Source organism: Fodinibius halophilus (assembly GCF_011059105.1).
Lineage (GTDB): Bacteria > Bacteroidota > Rhodothermia > Balneolales > Balneolaceae > Fodinibius > Fodinibius halophilus.
Genome location: NZ_JAALLS010000023.1, coordinates 42,913 through 67,950 on the forward strand (window position 1 = coordinate 42,913; position 25,038 = coordinate 67,950).

Here is a 25,038-nt window from a genome sequence, read left to right on the forward strand (position 1 = left end):
ATCTCTTTTAGCTTTTCCAGGTTGAATCTTCTTAAACTTGTGCATTCCCTTCAAGCGGCCATCACGTTGCTTTAGAACTTAGACAAATTCCATTTTATATGCGGTGAATCCCTAATCACAACTTTAACTTCGTCAAGAAGATCTTTTGTTATAGCTACCAGACGATCTTTAGGTGATTTATCCCCAACCAATTGTATAAGAGTTTGTTCGAACTTAATAGCCAAGCCTTCTCTAGTCTGCTCTACATATTCTTGATCATAATATTTATAAGCATAAGATGCTATCTCATTATATTGGTCTTGGTATTTACTTACATAGATATGGGCCCTAATACATGGAGTGCTCCGAAGATAAATACCTAGACCAATTTCAGAATAACCTTTTCCTTTAATAACCGACTTATTTAAGATAATCCACCGCTTCTTCACTTTTAATTGGTTGAATAAAGATGCTTCAAAAGTTTCTAGAAACTCTGATTTAATAACTTCCATCATTCCATGAACCATTTCATATAAATCTGGTAGGAGAGTCAATGATTGTAAGTCCTCTTTCGTCATCTCTCGCATCGCTCCTAATCTAAGTTCGTTGAGAAACTGTAAATAAGAATCTACAAGTGCATTTGAGCTACTGAATTTGCAAAGCATTTCGCATACTTGGGACCAGAATATCCTATTAATGACTAGTTTACGATTACGAGCGTAGCTCAGCCTTTCAAGCCCCTTAACATAGTCTTTGGTAAGATTTATTAGTCGAACTTCTAAATCGTTATGCTTTCGCTTGAGTTTATTTAATAGAATGTGATACTTCCACAGCTGGTTTTCGTCTTGTTTGGTATCTATATTGAGCTTGATAAAAATTAATGTCGAAAAACCAGCAATTTCAATATCAACTAGACAGTCATCTTCCGGATATAAAACTTCAGCCTTTATAACGGCTTCTGAAATATTCATTTGAATAACATCTTGCAAAAAAACACTTTTGATTTCTTCATTTTCATTTAGAAGAGCTACTAATCCTCCTGCAATGAACCGTTCTGTTGGCGAAGTCGAACGTTGCGTCGTTTCAGTAAATAAGTTGTGCAAATGGGTTAACATATTACTAATTATTTGTGCTTTTAACCTTGTGATTCTGTGAACCCAATTTGTGTAGAATGGTATTCCCGGTTTTTGCTTTTATTAGAACATATTTCAGCTAAAGTTATAGGACCATCCACATCAATATCTTTTCTTAGTGATTGTTCACTTGTAATGTAAAAGGGTAAACCGTATTATAAATACTGTTTACTAATTTAACTGGTTTTTATGTCTAAAAGAGCTTACCTGCGATACCAAGTCATTGATGAATGTTTAACGAGGCGATCGATGAAATATCCATCTCCCAAGAAACTAATGGAGGTAATTGAAAGGGTTCTTGATCAGAGAATAGCAAAAGAAACGCTGCTAAAGGATATCCGAGCGATGAAGAAATCAGCTGATCTTGGCTTTGATGCTCCTATCAAGTATTCACGCTCACATAGAGGGTATTACTATGATGATCCCAATTATACCATCAAGAAGTTCCCGGTAGAATATGAAGAGATTGAATCAGCTCAATTTGCCCTGACCTTGTTAAATCAAAGCGGGGCTCTGCCTTATCTCAACAGGTTCAAAAATTTTATAGAACGAGCAGTTACATTTGCCCAGGTCGAAAACCAACTAAAGGGAGATTTATCAGAATATATTAAGTTTGAAGAGCCCGTTGAGGTAGAAGGACTTACATGGATCCAGCCGCTGGTAAATGCCATTGAACTTAAGAAAGTAATAGTAATTACCTACCGATCTATTAGCGGCCAAAGCACCAAAACTCGGAGACTGCATCCGTATCTACTTAAAGAGTACGATGACCGGTGGTACGTCTATGGTTTTGATGAGGAGACCGAAGAGGAACGTATCTTTGGGCTAGACCGCATCCAGGATCTTGAAACTGACAAAGGCGGCGAGTATCGTTATTTCTCCGGGGACAGGGAGGAAATCTTTAAACACACCTTAGGAGTAAGCCGATTTGTGGGAGATCCCCAAGAGATTATACTTCAGTTTTTCTATCCTCAATCTGAATACATCCTGACTAAACCTATCCATGATTCCCAAGAGGTAATTGACCAAGATGATGAGTCAATCACCATAAAGTTATATCTGCGGATTAATTATGAGCTACGAGCGCTTATCAGAAGCTATGGAGACCAGGTGGAGGTCCTGAAACCAACCCCTCTTAAATAACTTGGGGCTTAGCTATTTAAGAGCTGAATACTAAGGCTAACTGGACATTTTAAGGCCAATTAACCCATTATTTAGAAGAAGGACAACGAGTAGCCTTTTCTCGCTTAAGCCCACTTATTAAAGTCTTACTCTTCCTTATTTTGACCGGTCATTTGGCCGGACATATGGCCGATTCCTTTTTTGCGATAAGTTCATGATATATATGAACTTACAAAAATATTATATCCCAAAAATATGTATATATGGCCGGTTTATTGGCCGGTTCTATTACCAGTTAATAAATGATATCTTGGGTTTTAATCAGCTGCGATAATGACAAGGTGTGTTAGTGTGGTTTCTGGGGGATAGTTCCCAATTCATCTGTTTCTAGTCATCCTGTTTTTGCTATAAGGATAGATTCACATAGATCCCCACAAACGCCCTCAATTGCATATCCTGCAGTTCTATAGTGCTAGCTAATTGGATGCTATTCGTTATTGAATAAACGCCTCTCAAGGTAAATTTGGGGGCAAACGCTGTTTGGGACTTGAGAAATATTGGATTACTGACAGTAAAAGAACCCTTCACTTTTTGTGAGGGGAAAAATCGATTTTCTATCTTGGGATTAAATATTAATTCTCCCCCTTCCTTTTCAAAGAAAACGGGATTGAAAGAGAGCATAAAGGACGTAGCCCAATACTCTTTAACCATTGCAAAGGTTTTACCGACACCAGCGTATAATCCCATGGCCATTAAGGACTCGTTTTTATAGGTAAATCTTTTCCCACCCAATCCTAAGCCCCATGATAATGGAGAATTAAATTCATTTTTGGGTTGCCTGCTCAGCTGCTGGAATAACCAAAACTCATCAATTAAGATATCGGTCTGAGAAAACATCGAACGAATTCGAAATACATCGATATAATCAAACTTCGGGTACGTATTGTAGCTATCAGTAAAACTATGAAGCCCAAGGCGTAGATCCACCAACATAGCACTTGATCCATTGTGGGTATACCCATAATCAATGCCAACTCGTCCGGGGGGATGAATAGCAAAGGGGACTCTTTTTAAACTTCTGAAATTATAATCCGTTTCCTTTTGGGCAACTTCATATCTAAGCTTCCTGATCAATTCTTGTTTTTCGGTATCTATGTGATCCGATTTATTATTATAAAGCCACTCAAAAGTCTTTAAAAAATGTACTTTTTCTTCAGTCGATAAGGAATCGATATTGGTCCTTGTTAAACCATTGCTATCATAGCCTGATAAAATATCATTTAGCTGGCCCTCAATATTTTCAATCCATAACGGATCAGATAGCCTTGGTGCAATAAAATCATTACTTAGAACCTCTTGAGGTAATACAAATAATTCTTTGGAATAGGTTTCTCCAAGCGTATAGTGCAACACCTCACTTATGCGGGTGGCACAATTCTTATCTGAAAATCGATATTGTTTCGAGGAGCCTTGTTCTTGGTTGAGATACTTTGCGAATCGTTTTTTCTCTTCCGGCTTTAACCTCAGTGGAAACAACCAAAGATCACGTGATTCCCCATAAGAGTAATCCCGTATTTTCTTATAAAATGGTAATTCTTCAAAGCTCCCATCAAGGTTCCCAACTAAACCATTATATAGAGTCGATGCCCCGGAATGGCCTTCTACATCAGCAGCAAAATTTATGGCCTTCCACATCTGCGGATTTGTAGACGTATTTTCTTTAGACTTTACTAAGAGAAAAAGGTGTCCGAATGTGGATGATGGACTTGCCGGATATGGACCCGCAAATACTAAATAAAGTTGGTCAAAATTGCCCTCTAACTCTTCATTGATTGAACTGCTTTGGGAAACTACGGTTTTGTTTTGAGCATGTGTGAAAAGTGGAAATAAAAAAAAGGCGGATACCAATAAAAGTATCCACCTTCGGGTGATATAAATCATCTATGCATCTAATAATTTAACGACCTCTTTACCGAAACGGACTTCATTTCCATCGGTTGTTTCAAACTTTGACTTAATAAGATCTATTGATTCTTGGTTATACGGTAAACTGGCTAAAGCAATCAACGTTTCGAGATGATCGCCTCCATTATTACCTAGATCAATAGCTATATCAGTCATATTAAATAAGGTATAACGTCTTAACTCATAGCGATTTAAAAATGCTTCCTGTCCCTCCCCTTTCTTGTAAAGTTCCACTTGATATGTGGATGGTGAGTATGAGTAAGCCGCACCACTAATCCAATCAGTAATACTTCCCAGTGTACCTCCGGTTATTATATTACCCCAAAAAATTGGCTCCAGACTTTTTGATAAGCTTAAGGTGTGCGATTTATACCCCTCTTTTCGAATAACCAGGGCATCTTCGTTCTTTTTAATCTTACTGGCAAAAGGGGTTTCCCCTATCTGAGCACCATTTAAGTAAACTCCAGCACCATCAACGTTAGAGTTGATAGTAACTATTTGTGTTGTTCCCTTTGTTAAAGTTGCACAACCTGCTATGATTATGGATGCAGAAATCCCTAGTAATAATAGTGTACGTTTTATCATTTTTCTCCTGTAGATGTATTAATTATAAATTTGGGCTTAAAGCAAACGTAGAATTGCATGAAAAATGTAATTCATCCCGATGAAAACCATTAAGCCAACGTGTAATTTTTCTAATACTATTAATTTAAAAGTACACTACCAAAGATTAATAATTCCTGAATTTGCTATGGTAAATCTCTCAATAGAGAGTTACGACTAACCTGTTATTTATAAGGTGATTATGATATTCTATGTGAATATTTTTTGATGTCAATCACTGTATAATTAGGCCTGCACTTTCGAAAAGTGAACTTGCTGCATTTTATTAGGAAACTGAATACTAGCTATTAATTCTTTGCAATATCCAACAAACAAAATGAATGGCTTTTGTTAAATATCATACAACCGTCTTGTTAATTTTTATAATATGATTACTATCAAAAAAACGATGAGATCAGCCTTAATTACCTATTAAATACATTTATCAGAGTGAATAACTTTATTTTGTTAATTGCAATAAGGTACTATTGTTAATTCTTCCCTAAATTACTGATCTCCTGAAAAAGCTAATCATCTGAAACTAAAAAAACACGTTCTAACGAATCATTGATCCTCTCTATTCTCAAGATCCACAAATGCTTTTTTAAATATCTGGTTAGGGGAATTATCGGCAAAAAAACAAGAAGATAACCACCTCCTCTTTAATTTTAAGCCGCTTAGAAAGGCAATATGAAAAAACCATCCCATGGGAAATTTAACAAGCCAAAATGATAAATATAATAGCAGGTTATTTAACCCATGGGATCGTGGAATTAACTATGTTTTGATCAATTAGGTGATTAATAAATTACACTATAAGTTTTTCCCATTTAATCTCGGTACTTAATAAAAATCTGTGTAGGTGTATTTCTCCCGATAATTTTTGGATTAGCTTTCAGAACTTGATCGACTTCTTTCTTTAGTCCACTTTCGCCAGTATTTACATGGGTGAAATCAAATTGTGCCTCCTGAGGATTATTAGAATATCTTGGGTTCTCTACTTTCCAATATCCCACCCCTTGATCCAACCTCACAAATAAAACTGAATCATCTTTAAATATAATCTCTATTATACGACCATGTTTTATCTGTTTTCGACGTAAAACATTCAATGAAATATTGAAACCATCCTTATCAAACACATTTTTTAAAACATAATCTCGATATTTAGATTCTTCCCAATCATGGAATATCAAATTCCCATAATTGTTGTACCCCTTATTCTTTTTCGTGGTATTTATGGTAAGTGGAATTTGATCCCATGTATCCACCTTTGATTGAATTTCTTTTAGTCCACTAAATAAAGACCTAACCATTGCAATACTAAGGGGGTTGTGCAAATACCTATCACTGTAACTAACTTCACTTATATTTTTTCCTCCAACACTAAAAAGGGATTTAGTTTTGCTATGATTATTAGTGATTATTTCCCAAAACTTATTGCCAAAATCTTTAAGAGTCCCATCTAAATCATTCTTTAACTCTAATTCTAAATCAGATTTTCCCTTAAGCTTTTGTCTCAGCCCTTTTCTTTCCTTTAACTCATAATTCAGACTCCAATCTTTTAAATTTCCACTTATCAGTGGATTTTTATCTCTTTCTGAACTACTCCATGATTTATTTGCTTTAAAAGCACTTTTATCTTGAGTTACCCAAGCTAAAATATCACTTGAGAATTTTATAGCAGCAATTATGGGAACATTATTTTGTTTCGGTAATTTATTAATTCCAATAACTTCCAGGTAATCCCTATCCATCATTCCCAATAAAGATAACAGGTCTTCATCTCCTAAATCCTCAAATAAATTTTGAGGGAATGCAACTTTTACTTCAATTGGTTTTTCAGAAAGGTGAATCGCCATATTACGTAAAGGAGAGACCGCAATATCACAATCTTCGCTATCTCCATCGGCAAACAAATAAACTGTACCAGAGGGATTATTATTGACCTCCCGAATTAATGCTTTCTCTATATCTTCATGTTCTATATTTGAAATTTCGTCGAAATAGTCTAATTCTTTCGGCAACTGATGCTTATTTAGCCATTCTTCATTAAGCAATGAAAGAGCTTCAAACCTATCTAACTCATCAAATCTAAATCTTTGGTCATAATCCAAAACACACTTTGGACAACTTGAACTGCAATTGTTAGAACAGTTCAATTTCTCATAAGCTTTCTGAAAAATATTGCTAATAATATGATCAATGTTAGAAGAGAAACCACTTGCATTTCTATCATAAACCAAGATCGAATAAGTTGACCTTATACCATCGATAGAAGCTTCTTTCACATCACAAATTAACTCCATTGATTGAACTCCTAATAAATCAGCAATACTATCTCGAAATACTACCGCTAAAGTAGCCGCTTTGTTTCTATCTTTTAACCAGTTCCCCTCACTATCCTTTAATTGTATCTCAAGTATATCAGTAGACTGTTGATGTCCAAGTGAGATATTTTCTTTTATTGCCCATTCATTTGCACTACCTGGACACACTCTGTCACCCTTTTTCCCTCTAAGTTTGTTGTGTTGCTTACCAGATTCAAACTTCTTAGGCAAGTTCCCTTCGTTATCTAAAGGTTCAGCTCTTCCACACATCATACAAATCGCATAACCTGTACCATTTTCTCCCTTTGAATGATGAAAAATCTGTCCTTCAGAAGTTGAACGATAACGACCTAAACTTGGATTAATCAGTGGTGACCATTCACCTCCTACTTCCACCCATGGCCTTTCAACTGGAATAAATTTTCTCGATGTAACATCATTCTTTCGAGATTCATAAAAATCTACACTAAACCCAGAGGGTTCAAGATACTCTTCAATATTAGAAGGTCTTATTTGCTCACCACAGTGATCACATAATAGTGCACCTTTTCGATTAAACGTGGAACCACTTGCACCACAACTGTGACATCTCCAAGCATATTTTATTGCCTGTGACTCTTTAACTTCAGATACGTTACTTGGTATATGCCAATTGAGTGTGATACCAGCTGATTTATAAACCACTCCATCAACAACTATATCCGCCCCAGGTGCATATTCTCTAAGTGCTGACACAATATCTCTTGATGGCAATTCCCTATTTTGCAGAGTATTGTCATCCCGTGTTTTACTTTTCTTATTTTTTTCCTGCTTAAATGCCGCAATATTATAGTGGTCGAAAACTGTGATATTTGAAGGAAAACCATAACCAGGAAGGAAACCTTTAGAAGCAAGTTCTCGCAATAGATATTCATCAGTTAGTCTTCGTAACTGGTGGTCAATAGCTTTAACAGCTGGTTGATCTTTCCCCCCATTTTCTAGGATATCTTCCCTTTGCTTTGTTATAGTTTCATATTCATTTCTCCATTTGACAGCTATTTGATCAATGTTATTTGCAGAATTTTTAATTAGGAAAATTGGATCCGTCTCATCAAACACACTACCTCTAACTAAAATCTTAATTTCCCTAAATACATTTTTATCTTCCTCCAGCTGTTGGTTTTCACACCAATTTATGAACTTTCTGTAGGTTGATTCCTCATTAGTAAAGAACCAACCAGATGTCAATTTATATTTATCTACATCCTTTAACCCTTGTACATTATTCAAAAAGTGGGAAAGTAGATAAGCATTAACATGTCTTTGGACAATAACTTGACTATTCAGCGATACAGTAGGAGCAGGTAATTGTGTATCAAAGGCCCAGGAACTGTTTTCAAATGCCGCTAAGTCATGCGGATTAGGCTTACAAAGCGTTACAGTAGTTGATCTTAACTCATTTCTACGTCCGGCTCTTCCAGCTCGCTGTAAATAATTAGCTGGATGAGGAGGAACATTATTCATAGCCACTATTCTAATTCCTCCAATATCAATCCCCATTTCCATTGTTGTTGAACAGGACAAAATATTGATTTTACCTTCCTTAAATCCTTTTTCATATTTTTTTAAGAGGTAAGAATCCTGTTGAGCTGAATGTTCGGCAGTAGAATAATAGGGCATCATCTCAATTACCCTATCATTAAAAATTGACCACAAACCTCTCTCTCTTAGCTTGTTTATAGTTTCTTGATCATTTAACCATTTTTGTGCTATATCTCGATTTTTAAATGGATTTTGTGTATTTCCGAAAGGCTTGTCATATCGTGGCAACTCTACTTCTTCACACTTGATATCCCCTTCAAAATATTTGGGGAGATATGGTGTAACCTTTCCAATAGTTTTATCTAAAAATCTTCGAGTTATAGGACAAATCCATGCTTTGGTAGGTATCGTAAATGAAATGTTGTCCAGTGGTAATACAAATCCGTTATCCCGGTTTTCCAAAGTGCTAGTATCAATCAAGTCTTTCCATCCTCGATACAAGAGGTCATCAACAATATCTTCACCTTTAGGACTCTCTACGTCTACCCCTAACAGATAAATTAATAAACGGACAATCCTGCTACGAGCCTTACCCCTTCTAGTGTTTGGCCAACGACGTTGATATTTCCCTACATCTTCTTCATCTGGACCCAAAAGATGAGACCTATAAAAAGGTAGTCCTAACCAGTTATCTAATATTTTAGTACTACCTAAACTTCCTCCTGCTCTAACAAAATAATCAACACATAATTTCAAGTATGTTTTCCACTCTTCTAAAGAATATCCATTTCCAAGCCATTTATCAGGAGCTTCTCGGATTTCATTTATCTTTGGATACTCAAGGCCTATTAAACCTAGCGTTTCGAGGTTATTTTGTCTTCGTGGTCTTCTTGCAAACTCTCTAACAACCAGTAACTCTGAAACTAATGAGCCAGCCTTTGAACTGCTGAAAATATGGGGGTCATGACGTTTGTAATTATTACATATATATGAAAAATCCCCATTTTCATTGGCAAGTAACTTTTTTAAGGTACTATACTCTACAGGATTAAACCCTTTAAGTTTTTTTAGCTCCTTTTTCTCATCCTCGATTATGTCATCTAAATCTCCATTATTAGCTTCCGTTAGCCTATTTATTTTATTTTTCAGTTTTTTAACTTTTGCTTTATTCTTTTTACCCCCTTCTTGTAGTACATAATGATAGATCAGACCTCTTGCTTTAGTGATTTCAGCATTCTGCTGTAACTTCGCAGCTATTCTAGCTGTACCCTGTCTACTATCATTAAAAGTTAATAATCTTCGACCATTAAATGGGTTTTCAGGTGATTCATTTTTCTCTTCTGCATAATTAAGAAGCGTCGGAAGCAATACATTTAAAAGAGAAGGAGCACCTATCCGATGAGCCCTAAATCTATTATGCCTTTTATAACTACCATCCAAACAACTTGGACAGGGTAATCCATTTTCTTCTCCCTCATACTCTCTAATAGATAATCTTAAACCATCAGTTCCCTCTTCGACTATTCTTGTATTCTTATTTAAGTATACAGTACCAGTCCCCTCCAAATCCCTATTGGTTATAATTGCTGTATTTCCATGTCGGTTAATACTTTCATTTTCTTCTGGATTAATAGCTTCAGGATCATCTTCGAGTTCAAGTTCAAATTCATCATATCCTTCATCTTTAGCTGGTTGAATAATTTTAGCTGAAAGTTCTCCACCAGTGTTGACTTCCTTAACCTCGATGTTCAAATAAACTTCTCCACATTCAGTACACGAAACAACTTCATAAACAGGTGCCCCACAATCACACTCAGTTCTATTGTCTAAATACACCATCCCAAAAGGCCATTCATTTCCTTCTAACGATGTTCCTTGAACTTGAGAGCAACATTGATCAGCACATGCCCATAGTCCAGCAACCGTTTTTTGAAAAATATGTGCTCTTAATGGCAAAAAGGATTCTTCATTTGATTCAGCTCTAGAAAGTAAATCCAACCATTCTAGTGCTTTCTGTTGTTGTTCTGAAGAATAATTTTCAGACTGCTCATAAATAACACTACATATATCGCTGAGTTTAGCAATTGCATCTGAATTTCTGACAAACAAACCCCGAATCTTTCTAGCTGTCGAATGTTTTGTCAATCTTTTATAAAGTTCTTCAGGATTTTCAATTGTTTTCAAACTTTCTAATGAGCTTTCACCCAACTGAAAATTTTGCAACTGTGGTATTTCCCTTTTCCCTTCTACAACATGAACCTTTGATTCATCGACACCAGCAATTTGAGTTAAAAAGCTTTTTAACTGTGAACGAGCCTCTTCACCTTCTTCACCAATAGTTGCTGAAGTTGCAATAAATCGAACCTCACTTGGTTTCTTACCAAAAGCTTGAAGAACTCTACGAATTAACAAGGTCATCTCTGCCGCTTGTGAACCAATGTATGTATGGGCTTCATCCAATACTATAGTATCTAACAGTCCGTTTGACTGTTCCAATATTGGATTATCCTTTGCACGCACTAACATATACTCAAGCATCGTAGGATTCGTGACAAGGATGGGCGGAGGCGAATTTCGTAAAGATTTCCTATCAATGACTTCATTTGGATACCTATGTCTTCTTGATGCTTTAACCTTTTCTTCTGTTAAACCATTATACAGGCAAAATCGAATGTCACCACCAAACGGTTCTGTCCATGTTCTTAACCTTTCTCTTTGGCTATTAATCAGTGCATTTAGTGGGTATAAGAAAAGGGACCTGACTCCTACTAATGGTTTTTGCCTTCTCGCTCTTTCGTCAAGCAAACGATTAAGTATGGGCACCATAAAACATTCAGTCTTACCCGAACCGGTGCCACTTGAGATAATTACTGATTGCGGATCCTCTTTATCTAAGATATTCCAAGCTCTCTCTTGATGTGTATAAGGATAATATTCCTTTTTCAACTCTCCTCGATCTAACGCCTTAACTAATTCCTTTCGCAGTAAATCTCCCCCTAGTTCCTTAATCTTCTTGGATCCGGGCTCCCAGCCAAACACCGCCTCAAAAGTTGGGTCACCTATAAAACAGCCCTCTTTTCCTAAAGGCCTATTGAAATAGGATTCCAAATAAGTTCTCAAAGCCTTATTGGAAAATCCGAAAGAACTTAGTGCACTTGTACTTGCTCTATCAGCAAGCGTTGGTATCATATCACTGTAATAATTATCCATAAAATCTATACCTCAATTTTATCTCTGCAAAACAATTTTGCGAGTGAAAACTTATAAGCATTTATATACCAATTCGAGTCAAATTCTTTCACTTTTCTCAACATTGAAACAAAATTTGGGTCCTCGAATTGTTTTATTCTAATATCCTTTGCTGCTGCGTGAGCCAGAAGAATTGGAGTATTATATACTACAGTTCTAAACTCCTCATCCAAATTATATAAAAAAGGTTCTTCCTGGCTGAACTTTTCGATCAACCTATAAATTGTGTCAAAAGAAAGCCATTCGCTTTTATTTTTATCAGAATTTCTATTGCGTAAATTTTGATAAGCTGATTCTGGTCCTTCTAAAAAGGAAAAATTTATTATCTCTTCATTTATTCTCTCTAAATCAGGACTCAAATAATCAAAACCAAAAAATGCACTAAAACTAAGTGGTAATTCCAGTATATCTCTAGACCAGTTGGTCACTTTTAATTTCGAATTTAATATTTCATTTAACTCACTTGGGGAAAATTGATCCTGATAATCACTTACTGATAATAAACTGGCCTTTGCCCAACTAGCTATTGGGATAAATTCAAACAAGAAAGGTAATTCTAAAGCAAACCGATCTAGAAAATCATCAGGACATGAGATAATGCCAGTTGATAACATTGCCATAGCATCATAATTATGTGCCAATCGTTTCCACATGTCTAATGAAGAAAGTGGCAAATGTCCAAACTCATTAACTAGCTGTGCAACTACTGTCCAGTCTTCATGTGATGGATTCTGTACTAGCTTTTCAATTACCCCATCTAACTCATTTATACGTTCCTCTTTATCAGATATTTGTAAAGCACTTCGCAAACCACCTAGTTGATCAACATTTCCATCAATAAATTTAATTACTGGTTTAAACATATAATCAGCAGAAGTACTTGGATAAACAATCCAAGGACCAGGGCTCTTTAGTTGTGGCGGTAACTTAAGATGGCCAGACTCTTGATATTGGAGCTCAAGATGATCAATACCTGGTATGTCAAGCCTTTGCGCTCTAGCTGATAGCGAACTAGCTTGTCCAGTTAAATCCTGTTTTATATGATCATTTTGAATGAAAAATTTATCATCAGTTCCATTCTCTAAGACAAAAGAATACCTCGAAACTCTCAATTGAGCATATCTTCTACCATCAAGTAATACCTCAAAACTGATATATGCCTCTGCCTCTTCAGTAATTGAAAGCATTTCTTCAAATACTTCACGATAATCAATTAGACGAAGCTGTTTAGAGGTCTCATTTTTTTGAAGACCTAAATTAAATAGCTTACTCACATTGTTGGCATCTTCTGATACTAAATCAATTAGTAATTGAATATCTGTTGCATCAGCTGGGAGTATATTTGCCCTTAAACCATGTAAGTTATTTACAGATACCAAAGTATTCGATACTAACTTCTCACCATTACTATTATATATCTGAACCCCTTTACCGGGAAAGTCTAGACATATTCTGGCATTTGTTGAATTGCCTTTCCAAGCAATCTCTGCATTAAAGGATTCAGGAGGAATACCCTTCCCAGTGTAATTAACAAACCACTTGTTAGTACCAACTTTTTCAACTTCCAAAAGAGGATTATTGACCTTGATTAAATCAACTTTCCAATTTTTCAATATCCAATAACCACAATCAGGTTTATTCGATGGCTCTAAGTATTCTTTAGAATCTTTTGGTAGAATAACAAGCTTCTTTTTCCAATCAGTGTAAATCCCTTCCATCACTTTTAAAGTTGTTGGACCAATTATTCCTTTAAGAGATTCTGTATAGTTTTTTTTACCCCGCTTCCAACTTACACCTTTCCTTACACTAGTTATATCACCATATGAACTCTTTTTCTGAAGTCTTGGCCCTCCCCTGAAAGCAATTTGAGGCTTTTCAAAAACATTTAAGATCTCTTCTCCATGTAACACATACCTAGCATCTTTCCCAGCCTTTTGTGTCCTAATAATAAATTGATCCTGCCCACTATCTACTACCACATTGCCAACACAAACATAGATTTCTCTATTATCTAAATACCCCCACAATCGCTTGCTAACCTTACTTGCTTCTACTGACCATTCTTTAGGCATAACAAGCATAAACTTCTCTGCCGAAATATTTACACTACCCTGTTTATTAAATAACCCTACATTTGTATTTGATTCTGAGAAATCGAATATCCATGGTAATCCCTCGTCTAGTTCCTCACCTTGACCAATAGGTTGTATCCATTTATTTCCTAATAAATCTCTGAGCTCCAATCGTAATTCAGATGAAACATCAGAACCAGCAATATCTATAGTTTGCTTCTCTGATCTATATGAACTCCCCCCTAAAGTTCTTCTTAAATAGATATTCTGAAAACTCTCACCTGCACTAATTCCAAGAACAAGTTTTTGAGGAAGGTCCTTATCTATCTCTAATTCAAATTTGTTTTTAATATCTTGACCATCAATAAATTCATCAATAGTCAATTCAACTCTTAAAGTAACTCTCTTGTCTTCATCTCGAAGAATTTTTCGTTGTATATCAACGAACGATGTCGATTTTTTAATGGTAGTTTTAGCAACTTTTTCAACTAAACTCTCAAGTATATTAAACGTTTTTTGTTCACTTACAGAAATTGGAAATTGCGAAGACCAATAATCAGAATTATTCCGCCATTCTTTTACTACATCTTCTGGTACGGTTGAATTAGCCTCACTCTTAATTCTTGAAATTGTTTGGATTACTTCAGCAAGTAAAAAATAGATTTCTTCCTTTCTGTAAGTTTTAGGTAAATAGCTACTCAAATCTGATATCCACGAAATAATCAAATCTTTTGTAGGCTCCTTATCACCTGACAAATCAATTGTTCTTTGTAAGACATAAGCAATTGAGCCATGGTTATTACCTAAAAGATTCATTGGTAGTCCGCCTTGTAAGGCAACACTACCAAGAAATCTTAACCCATGTGTATTTTTAAGATCTATTCGCCAATACCTAAATCCTCTTTCCACACAGTGACTTCTTTTAGGTGCACTCCATTCATCCGAGTTCAGATTAAGATCATCTAAAATAGGCTGCCAAGACCATCTACCTCCAGAAAATCGGCGCTTCCACCATTCGGCTGCATATAAAACAAATAGGTTATTAAAAATTCTCTTTTTATCTACAATTTCCGATAAGGAATTAAATTCTAACTTCTTCTGTAGCCATTTTATGAGCTCTTTTTCTAACTCTTCGAACTCCTCTCTTGACATTTTATATGTGTAAAGATTTTTTCCTGTAGGCCTATCATAATCACGCTTATGTAAAAAATCTCTTATCCAATTAAACATAATCTCTTTATCTGAATAGATTTTTATTGCATTTAAAAGCCAACAACATTCATAATGTGCAAATATATTGCCAATACCCCTCTTCTAAGTTAACAAGACGGCCAAAATTAAATAATTAACAAAATATAGTATATAGGGTAATCATTTCTGGATTACAAGCAACTGATAGGCCAATATACCTATCAAATATTGATGGGTGATAATTACTTTTGATACCAGCCCCTCCGTCTATACTGTTAGTATAAAGAGGTACAATTCTTGAATCTATTCTCAATGTACAATCTGAATATCAAAGAGTGTTCTTCAATAAATTTCAATTAATAGATAATTATTATGGGTAAGAGTTCTAGTTTCAAAGAAAGTGGTTTACCAGATAGAGCTTATCCTAATGAATTTGAACAAGAAAATTCATCGGGAGAAAGCGATGCAAATCAAAAGTCAGAGTTGACTATAAACCTCGTCCAAATAAATAGCCAAATTGCTTCAAGGGCTAGCAAGGGTGATCAAATTTCATTGAGCGATATAGTTAAAACAATAGAGGCACACACTGCTAGTGGAAGAATTGGTAATATACCGATTCATGATACAGAAGAAGTAAGAAACATCAACTATACACAAGCTTTTATCTCTGGTTTAGAAAAAGACAATTATCAGGTGGAAATTACATTGAGGGAGTAAAATGTCTTTTAAAAAATCTCTACAGGGTAATTTGTGGCAAGCTAATTGTCATGAATGTTCTTTATGGAATATTTGTGGTGGTTCTCCATCTGCACCATGTGAATGTATACACACCGGTAAGGACAAATACAATTGCAAAGAGTGTCATATTATATGTAGAGAAAGACAAGTACCTCCCACAAATCTAGCTTCGGAAGATACATTTCACAATCAAATTGCAGCTGGCATACCATTACATAAACTACGAATAGAACAGCCTGCTGATAAACCTCAATTCCCAACCTACATTCCATTACATACAAGTGAGTTGCAGGATCCTATTAATTCTACCTTTGTGGGAATATCTATTGATAAAATACTGACTGCTCCTAAAACTAAATTCCCAAGTATTAGAAAATATGTCAACAATCTTACAGAAGTAGAAAATCACTTTAACACTAACAACAAAAGTAAATATGTAGCTATTTTAAATGGGAAAGATAATTATTTGGAAGCTCTTTGGAGAATGCCAGACCGTAATAAACTTTATAAAAAGTTCAAAGAATTGGGTATTCAATATATAACTGGTCCCACTTTTTCTATCATAAAAGAACCTAAAGTACCTGCCTCACATAATGTAAGTATGATATTAAGACATAATCGAATAGTTAAAGAGTTATACGATTATGATCTAGTACCAATACCAAATATTTACTGGCGTTCTGTTTTTAATATTGAGCAATGGGAAAAATGGTTAGTTCTAAATCACCAAGTCAATCACATAGCCTTTGACTTTTCACTGCAATCAAAAGGTGTCAATATTGAAAAAATCATAGAGACAAGTCTAACATTATTGGATGGTCTTAAAAGAAACTTTCACATATTTTTCACCGGTATTGGGACAAAAAATGGGCTTTTTATTAAAGACAAATTACGAAATTCAAACCATTCCTTTTCAATAGTAACGGGAGAGCCAATAATGAAAGGAATTAGGGGAGGAAAAAAGCTCTCTGTAAATGAGCCTATTAGATATGTTACCAAGCCGGAATATCCAAAAGAAGTATTAGCAAACTACAATCTGGCTTTATTCGAAGAATTGATTGAAAATTAATTTACAAATACGGAAATATATGTAATCGTTTAAATTATTCGATGTCTCATTAAAAAATGAAAACCTCCAGATCTACAATAGCATATATGAAATGGCACTAGTAGTAAAGTTGGCCAGTTGATATCTACCAAAAATATAGCTTAGAATCATTCTCTTCATCAAAATTTGGTTCTACAAGTTGCGAACAACTAAATACATTAAAGTTCATAGGCAACTACAAACACCTACCCAACTCGGATTTCATTGAGCTTTTCTACCTTATTGATGAGCAGCTCAATAATATTTGCTTTATCATTGAATACTCCCTCGATACCGTCTTCATTGATAAAGCTGAAAGGAGGCTCATAAAGATCAGCAACCTCCAAATGACCATTTTGGGTATAAAATTCGATCATCTGTTTAATAAACTGACTCTGAGTGGAGCTCAATCGCTTGTCCTGTAAAAATTCTTCAAACTCTTTCATTACAGCGTCACGGCTGAGGCCTGTAGAGGAACGTATAAAATTGATGAGTTCCATTCCCTCACCCAGTATTTCATGAAAATCATCAGCAGACACATTGGGGTCAACTTCTATCAAAAACTCTTCTAAGGTCTCAACATCTTTGTCTGTTAATGGTTCACCATTACGAATTTTTTCAATAATAAGATGGTTTTTATGCTCTTCAATAAACTTCACAAGCTTCCTCTTATATCTTTTTGGGTCAACTGTGGAATCGCTGACAGAATCAATTACAGTTGGCTCACCGAAATCATCTTCGAAATTAGTGTATACCGGCTCCCTTTTATTCTCATCTATTAAATGCATTAGTTCACGAAGGTTCTTTCGAACTTCGTCGAGTTGCAGCAACTGAGGTGAGTCCCAGAACTCCTCAGTAAGAACCTTTTCTAATGTAGACTTTACTTCTTTGACGGCCGGTATATGTCGTTTCGAGTAGAGATTTTCAGACAGAGAAATGACATTATTTTTTGTCGTCCTCTCTTGCAGAACACCATCTAAGAGTTCATGCTGAATAGTTAACATCAATAAATCAAACCTTCTGCTCATCTCATCCTCAGTAAGATCAACTGGAACTAACTCTGCTAATTCTCTTACTATCTCCTTTCTCTCATGTGATTCAAGGTGATCCCATACCCCACGGTTTTCCAAACGGTGAATTAATTTCAGATGAGGACGAACCTGAACGCTCTGTTTTTCCAGATTAACAATTTGCTGATGTAACAGATCAAGAATTGAACTTCTATATTTGTGTAGATCTTCGTCCTGCTTGTATGGATCGTTTTGTAATTTCGCCGTGAGTAAAAGGCGCTTCTCAAATATTCTCGCGCTTAGAGATGCACTAGATGAATTCTCATATCCCTCGGGATTCTCCTCGAAGAATTCAAAATTCCCACAGTAGTCAAAAATTAGAAACTTTTCTTTATCCTGTCCTGGGCCAAACAAATCAGGGCGTAACCTGGTACCGCGGCCAATCATCTGATTAAACTTTGCCTTCGATCGTACGGGTTTAAAAAAGACCAAGTTTACCACATCCGGAGCATCAATTCCCGTATCTAACATATCCACTGATATTGCAATGGCTGGCATCTCCCCTGGAGTACAAAACTTATCAATCAGATCCTGCGCATAATCAACCTTGTTGTCTATAACCTGAGCAAAGTGCCCGGCATAATGCGGATAATTCTCATCAAATATCTTTTGAATGTAGGTAGCATGTCGGTGATTCTTAGCAAAAATGATTGTATCCCCGACACGATCACCTCCTTCAACTTTTATTCCACTCTCCATCAGCTGCTTTAAAACTTTTTCTACTGTATCACGATTATACAGCCAGCTATTCAGTTTCGCAGGTGGGATATGGTCCGGTATGGCCCCTGTTTCATCATCTGCCAATAGATCATCGTACTCTTTCTGTTCTTCGGGCGATAAGTCTGAGTATTTAACCCCCTCATTAAGAAACTTCCCAAGTACAGATATCTTCTTAGGCGGAACCAAGAAATTATCGTCAACAGCCTGATCTAATCCATACGCAAATGTGGGATTACCCTCTTCTGTTCTGAAAAGCTCATAAGTATCGTGATCAACCTCACTCTTGGGAGTAGCAGTAAGCCCTAGCAAGAGCGAATCGAAGTAATCAAATATGGCCTGATATTTATTATATACACTACGGTGAGCTTCATCTATGATAATTAAGTCAAAATGACCAGGATCAAATTTCCTTTCTCCTTCTTCAAGCTGCTCAATTTGATTAAGCATTGTGGGATATGTACTAAAGACAACCCTAGCCGAAGTATCATTTTTTTCTTCCACGAGGTTCATAATAGGGACATCCGGGAGATGCTCGGCATAGGCCTTATAGGCTTGACGCACTAAAGCATTACGATCAGCTAAAAATAGAACTCGTTTAGCCCATTTATAGCGAAGTAATACATCAGTTATAGAAATGGAAGTACGAGTTTTACCCGTTCCTGTAGCCATGGTTAACAGTGCCCGTCTATGGCCCTCCTGAAATCGCTCAGAAACCTTTTGCACCGCCATATTCTGATAGTAACGACCTGAAATATCCTGATCTACGTCAACAAGGTGAAGCTTCTCCTTCTCCCGCTTTTGGAAAAACAACTTTTGCAGACTGGACTTAGTGTAGAATCCTAAAATGGGTCTGGGTGGATACTGTTGATCATCCCAAATCCATATTTCATAACCATTAGAGAGAAAAATTATGGGGCGCTGACTAAATTCTTCTTCAAGACAATCTGCGTACAATTTAGCTTGATGCTTTCCCTCTTCGTAGCTACGTGTTGTACGTTTTGCTTCCACCAAACCAAGGGGTTTACCATTGTCATCCCAGAGTACATAATCTACATATCCTGTCTCAGATGGATTTGGCATACCATCAACTTCATACTCACGGAAATTAGGCATCCCAGGATCCCAACCTGATTCCCGAAGCATGACATCAATGAGCAGCTCTCGCGTTTCGGCCTCATTGTAGTCGTGATTATCAGCAAATTTACGGGTCTGCAACCGCATTTGCTTAATCTCACGATTACGTTGTTTTAACTCCTCATCTTTCGCTTCAAGTTCCTCCCGAAGTTTTTCGGCCTTTTCTTCCATCTGCTCTTCCAGCTCTTCCAATTCCTCTGACGACACGAGGTTATCAAAATCGACTTCCGGAACTTTATTGGGATCGAACTCAATCTCGGGTTTTGGCTGGTCATCTGTAGTATAGGTTCGATATAACCAGAACAGCACATGAAAGGTCTCTTTACATATTTGAAGAGCCTTATCTTCTGTTACCTGTTTATTATCATGGAGGGCAAGATTTCCGGCCTTTCGAATAACATGAATCTTATTATAAACCTTGTAGCCAACAATCTTCTTAAATGGCATGGCATCGGTAATATTATAGAGACTCGTATCATACGGGAGGGATAAATCTTCATCATGTTCGTACATCCACAACACTACCTGCTCTATCAAATATCGAGCACGGCCACACGCTCCTCTTGGGTCAAATCGTACTAACTGCTCAACCGACTTTGCATCCTCTACAAATTCGGGCCAGTCCGCCTGTAAAAAATCAAAATTTGACATGATGAATAAAGATTATTACCAATAAGTTAACCAACATCTATTTTCAGTTATAATGTAATTGATTCTCCACTGAATGAATAACGGGTTAAAATTAATTAGAAGTTAGTTCATCACTCCTTATCATTCTAAGAAACTTATCTCCGAAATCAGTTGTCAGCTTATTTAGCTGGCCGGGCATATGCCCACCATCTTCAAAACTTTCAAAGGCTACAAATCCCAGATCATGAAGCTCTTTCCAGCATTGGGTTATTAACTTAGCTCGATCCCGATATTCTGGGTATATAGCAAAGAAAACAGTTTTGGTTTGCAAAGAATTAAATTCACTCCCCAAATCGATACTCTTTACTCTTACTATATCGCCCGGCGCCTGAAACGTTTTTAGCAGCAAAATGTGAAATGGACTTATAGTTTCTATTATCTTCAAAAAGTGATTTGCCCAATCGAACATTTCTTTATCTTGCAAAAGCTCAAGTGAGCTATTAATAACAATGCCTTTCAGCGCCTCAACTTTTTCCTTTTGGTGATTCTCCTCAGCCAAACGAGTTGCTTTTATTACTAAAGTATTAAATTCTTCATTTTCTGCTAACTCGTCTAAATCTATCCTTCCTTCATTTTCGAGCTTATTTAATCTAATAATTATGTCTTTAACCCAATCCTCTCTTCGCTTTTGGTACAGTGGCTTAAATAGAGTGGTAAAAAAAGAATATGCGGAACTACCATAAGGAATGCACCCTAGAAAAGCTTCAGCTGTTTTATGATATCTTTCACTTCTTTCTACTCTTCTTTTTTCTCGAATTGATTGGACCATAGTTATATTTTAATGAAACTTAAAAAGGCAAATCGTCTTCCCACTCTTCGCTTTCTTTCTCTTCAAAGTCAGCCATAGCGACACTCGGCTTACCAAAATTGTCCATGAATTTGTTGAAAGCTTTTAGCAAATCCGTATCCTGTAAATTCTTGTTGTCAGTTATTCCTGAATGCAATGCCTCAACCTTTTCCTCAGGAAAATCATCAATTTTGCTGATCGCTTTTATTCGATTTAAAGCTGCTTCCGAATTATTAGACATAAGAAATAAATCAGAAAGCTTATTGGTCAATTGGGATCGTGTTTTATCATGACTACTTAGTATTTGAAAAATACCTTCTGCTACTTCTCCAATTGTTTTGTTATTTGCCTGGAATCCCTGAAATTTCCCAATAAATCCATATGGATCCATATTTTTTCTATCTGGAATAACCAGTACTCCCCGTCCAATAGCAGCACCGATTTCTTGATCGGTCCAATTACTTTCTTTGAATCCGGGCATTAAAATGGCGCATAAGGCGTCCATAGAAAATAGACCTTTCTCTATCTCTTTTTCCCAGAGCTTTGTTGGCTCAATATCTTCGTGTGCTACAAAAGAACTAATACCATAGGGCTCAAGAGCTCTTTTCAAACGTGTTACCGTCACTTTAAATGAAGAAAGATGACTCAAAAACAACCTAAAATGTCCTGGCTTCCAAAAAGTTGCTTCATCTTCTTCAATAATAGGAGTTTCAGATAAGGCCTTGTGTTTTATATCTAATTCTGATGCTATTTGCAGGACTATGTCATCATCTACGCCAGCCAGTACTTCTTTTACATAAACCCACTTACTATTGGCACTTGGTTCGTGATCTGTCGGTATCCCATACTCAGTGAAATAGGCATCAATGTCCGTAAAAGTCATTCTCTCTTGAAGCTCACGGCCAATAATACTAATCAGCTCTCTTTTTTCTAGTTTATTCATAGGCAAAACTTTGCTGAAGTAACGAAGAGTAAAGCTCTTGGGACTTTCCCGATTCCATGATCAGTTTTCTTTTTTCATCAACTATTTTTTCAAAAATTTGAGAGAATTCTTTCTGGAGTTCTAAAGGAGGTAACATCAGCTCGATCTCTTTAAACCTTGTCTTTGATACCATTCCTTTCATACTTTTTGTTGAAGCATCCTGTATAAGCTCTTGACCAACGAGCAAAAATGTATAAAGATAATTAACATCGACAACCTCAGAGTCAGGGACGATGGCATTAATTTGCTGATTTATTGCAATATCTCGATCTGTAATAGCACACTTTCCAATTGAACTCAGGCTCCCTGCTATACAGCAAACAATCAAAGATCCTTCAGGAATTACTCGTCCCAACTCTTTCCCTTTCTTGGAAAGATACTCTTCAGCTTCTGATGGATAAATACTAGATTTATCAATATTTGAAGTTTTCACCCATTCTATCTCATCTCCATAGTTCTCAGGATCCTTTTTCGGTGGAGTATTGCCTAAGACGATTTCTCCTAACTTTTTAATTTTGACCTCCTCCCACTCCGTGTAATTAGTCATTGGATCACCAAACATCTCCAAAAACAGACTTTGAATAAGTCCGTCATATTGATCCCGCATTTCAACATCTATTTTGTTAATTCGTTGTGCTCGATTAAGCTTTGCAACAATTCTCTTTTGCTCTTCTAAACATGGGAGAGGCATTTTAAGCTTTAAAAATTTCTTTTTTGTAATATGCTTCATTGTAGACCCGTGAAGCTTATTTTCAATATTTTTCAAGATTTCTTGAACAGCATATACAAAGTATAACTTTATAACCTCATCACTTTTAAAAATAACTTTAAAAATATGTTGATTAAGCCAAGCATCACCTCGATTCCAAACATATATACCTAAACTTGCTGACCAGGCAATTAAAACATCGCCATCCTGCACAAAATATTTTTTCTCTAAATCCCCATCATAATAATTGAAATCCTTTTTTTCGTCATTTAGATTTTGAATGCGGATAATAGGTAAGCCATTATCAGACCAATCACTTGGTTTAAACGCGTATCCATTTTGATAAGTAGCAATTTCACCTAACTCTATTGTCTTCATATCATTTCCTCGAGCTCTCTCAATAACTTAAGCCTTTCCTCTGCAAGTTGGCGTAAACCAGGTTTGTCATTTTTACCATTTATTATCTCATTTGGAGTTGCATATTCGTTCTCTTCATATTCAATTTCTTTATACCGATTGATTGAAAGGTCATAATCTTCATTAACTATCTCTTTTTTAGGAACCAAAAAGCTTTTATCGGTTCGCTCCCTCTTTTTTTCATTTTCTAAGTTTCTATAACGCTTAATTATCTCAGGTATATCATTCTCCTCAATTTCTTCTCTTTTGTCATCCAAAGAATATCCATCTGCTTCCATATCATAAAACCAAACATCCTCAGTCCCGCCTGATTCCGTTTTGGTAAAGAGAAGTACCGCAGTACTTACCCCTGCATACGGCTTAAAAACCCCACTTGGCATTGAGATCACCGCATTGAGCTGCTGCTCTTCGACTAGAATTTTCCGAATTTTTTTGTGGGCATTAGAACTGTTAAATAAAACACCATCAGGTACAATGACAGCGGTACGCCCCCCGGTTTTTAAAGCTTTGAGAAATAAGGCTATAAAAAGTAGTTCTGTCTTTTTGGTCTTTACGGTCTGGAGAAGATCAGTAGCTACACTATCGTAATCAAGAGATCCCTTAAATGGTGGATTGGCCAAAATTAGGTCATATTTATTGCGCAGCTCCTCAGTCTCGCTGGACAGCGAATCTTTATAATCAACCATCGCCCCCTCAAAGCCGTGCATAACCATATTCATATTCCCAATCCGAAGCATACTTCGGTCAAAATCAAAACCGGTAAACATATCCGACTTAAAGTGTTTGCGCACCTTTTCATCAACCATATCCTGAGCATGATTTTCACGAATATATTCTCCAGCAGCCACTAAAAATCCAGCCGTACCACAGGCAGGATCAGCAATCTTGTCAAGAGGTTTAGGTTGGGTAAGCTCCACCATCATCTTAATAATATGACGTGGGGTTCTGAACTGTCCGTTTTGACCGGCCGTATTCAGCTTGGAGAGCATATATTCATATATATCGCCCTTTGTGTCACGGTTTTTCATGTCAAGCTGATCAATTAGCTCAACTACACGAGACAAAGTGGAAGCTTTGGGGAACATAAAAATGGCTCCTTCCATATGCTTGCGATAGGTATCCCCGTTTTCGCCACCCAATTCTTTAATAAAAGGGAATACTTCATCCCTAATGCGCTCAAACATAGCCTTTGGATCGAGTTCTTTGATATTGCGCCAGCGCAAATGTTCTTCATCTGGCCCAAAAGTCGGATTCTTAATGGGTTTACCCGTACGTTCTGCTTTCTTCTCCTGGCGCAACTGTTTGTCATCTAATCCCTTAATAAAAAGTAAATACGTAAGCTGCTCTATAACCGTCAGCGGGTTTGAGATCCCTGCTGTCCACAAAGTCTCCCAAATGTTGTCAACTTTATTTCGAATTTCTCCTGTAAGCATGTTCTAATTAACTTCTGTTTGAATTTTCATTTTGACAATTTAAATAGCTTCACTTCCCAAAACCCTTCAACCCACATAAACATTATTAGTGTTGCAAGCCCAGTGC

Annotated in this window: 13 protein-coding genes; 3 read left to right on the plus strand and 10 right to left on the minus strand. The window is 36.4% G+C overall.

All coding sequences use genetic code 11. The features are described from left to right. Positions 1 to 71: 71 nt before the first annotated feature. Complete coding sequence (locus tag G3569_RS15065) at positions 72 to 1,094, minus strand: hypothetical protein (protein WP_165270674.1); 1,023 nt, start codon at positions 1,092 to 1,094, stop codon at positions 72 to 74. 207 nt (positions 1,095 to 1,301) lie between these two features. Between G3569_RS15065 and G3569_RS15070 the strand changes: the two genes are divergently transcribed. Beyond that, positions 1,302 to 2,255, plus strand: a complete 954-nt coding sequence (locus G3569_RS15070; RefSeq protein ID WP_205720232.1) for a helix-turn-helix transcriptional regulator — start codon at positions 1,302 to 1,304, stop codon at positions 2,253 to 2,255. 384 nt (positions 2,256 to 2,639) lie between these two features. On the opposite strand, the gene G3569_RS15075 is transcribed toward G3569_RS15070, so the two are convergent. The 4 genes from G3569_RS15075 to G3569_RS15090 all read right to left on the minus strand — a co-directional run bounded on the left by G3569_RS15075 (position 2,640) and on the right by G3569_RS15090 (position 15,204). Continuing rightward, entirely contained in the window at positions 2,640 to 4,175 is a 1,536-nt protein-coding gene (locus G3569_RS15075) for a lipoprotein N-acyltransferase Lnb domain-containing protein (RefSeq protein ID WP_165270678.1), read from the minus strand. Then, positions 4,176 to 4,784, minus strand: coding sequence for a PEGA domain-containing protein (locus G3569_RS15080; RefSeq protein ID WP_165270680.1), 609 nt, complete (start codon positions 4,782 to 4,784; stop codon positions 4,176 to 4,178). 848 nt (positions 4,785 to 5,632) lie between these two features. Then, complete coding sequence (locus tag G3569_RS15085; protein ID WP_165270682.1) at positions 5,633 to 11,863, minus strand: DEAD/DEAH box helicase; 6,231 nt, start codon at positions 11,861 to 11,863, stop codon at positions 5,633 to 5,635. Between the two features lie 5 nt (positions 11,864 to 11,868). Continuing rightward, the gene (locus tag G3569_RS15090) at positions 11,869 to 15,204 is read right to left on the minus strand and encodes an STY4851/ECs_5259 family protein (protein WP_165270684.1); all 3,336 of its coding nucleotides are present in this window, start codon (positions 15,202 to 15,204) and stop codon (positions 11,869 to 11,871) included. 333 nt (positions 15,205 to 15,537) lie between these two features. Between G3569_RS15090 and G3569_RS15095 the strand changes: the two genes are divergently transcribed. Next, positions 15,538 to 15,882 carry a hypothetical protein gene (locus G3569_RS15095; RefSeq protein WP_165270686.1) on the plus strand — a complete coding sequence of 115 codons (345 nt, stop codon included), beginning with the start codon at positions 15,538 to 15,540 and terminating at the stop codon, positions 15,880 to 15,882. Position 15,883: 1 nt separating this feature from the next. Beyond that, positions 15,884 to 16,972, plus strand: a complete 1,089-nt coding sequence (locus tag G3569_RS15100; protein WP_165270688.1) for a hypothetical protein — start codon at positions 15,884 to 15,886, stop codon at positions 16,970 to 16,972. Positions 16,973 to 17,196: 224 nt separating this feature from the next. On the opposite strand, the gene G3569_RS15105 is transcribed toward G3569_RS15100, so the two are convergent. From G3569_RS15105 to G3569_RS15125, 5 genes are all read right to left on the minus strand, one after another. Further along, positions 17,197 to 20,565, minus strand: a complete 3,369-nt coding sequence (locus tag G3569_RS15105; protein WP_165270690.1) for a DEAD/DEAH box helicase family protein — start codon at positions 20,563 to 20,565, stop codon at positions 17,197 to 17,199. A gap of 91 nt (positions 20,566 to 20,656) precedes the next feature. Then, positions 20,657 to 21,373: a hypothetical protein gene (locus G3569_RS15110; protein WP_165270692.1), complete on the minus strand. Its 717-nt coding sequence runs from the start codon at positions 21,371 to 21,373 to the stop codon at positions 20,657 to 20,659. Positions 21,374 to 21,392: 19 nt separating this feature from the next. Then, a complete protein-coding gene (locus G3569_RS15115) occupies positions 21,393 to 22,334 on the minus strand; it encodes a toll/interleukin-1 receptor domain-containing protein (protein WP_165270694.1) in 942 nt (313 codons plus the stop codon). After that, positions 22,327 to 23,460: a restriction endonuclease subunit S gene (locus tag G3569_RS15120; protein ID WP_165270696.1), complete on the minus strand. Its 1,134-nt coding sequence runs from the start codon at positions 23,458 to 23,460 to the stop codon at positions 22,327 to 22,329. The genes G3569_RS15115 and G3569_RS15120 overlap by 8 nt, the downstream gene beginning before the upstream one ends. Beyond that, positions 23,457 to 24,932, minus strand: coding sequence for a type I restriction-modification system subunit M (locus G3569_RS15125; RefSeq protein ID WP_165270698.1), 1,476 nt, complete (start codon positions 24,930 to 24,932; stop codon positions 23,457 to 23,459). The genes G3569_RS15120 and G3569_RS15125 overlap by 4 nt, the downstream gene beginning before the upstream one ends. Positions 24,933 to 25,038 lie beyond the last annotated feature (106 nt).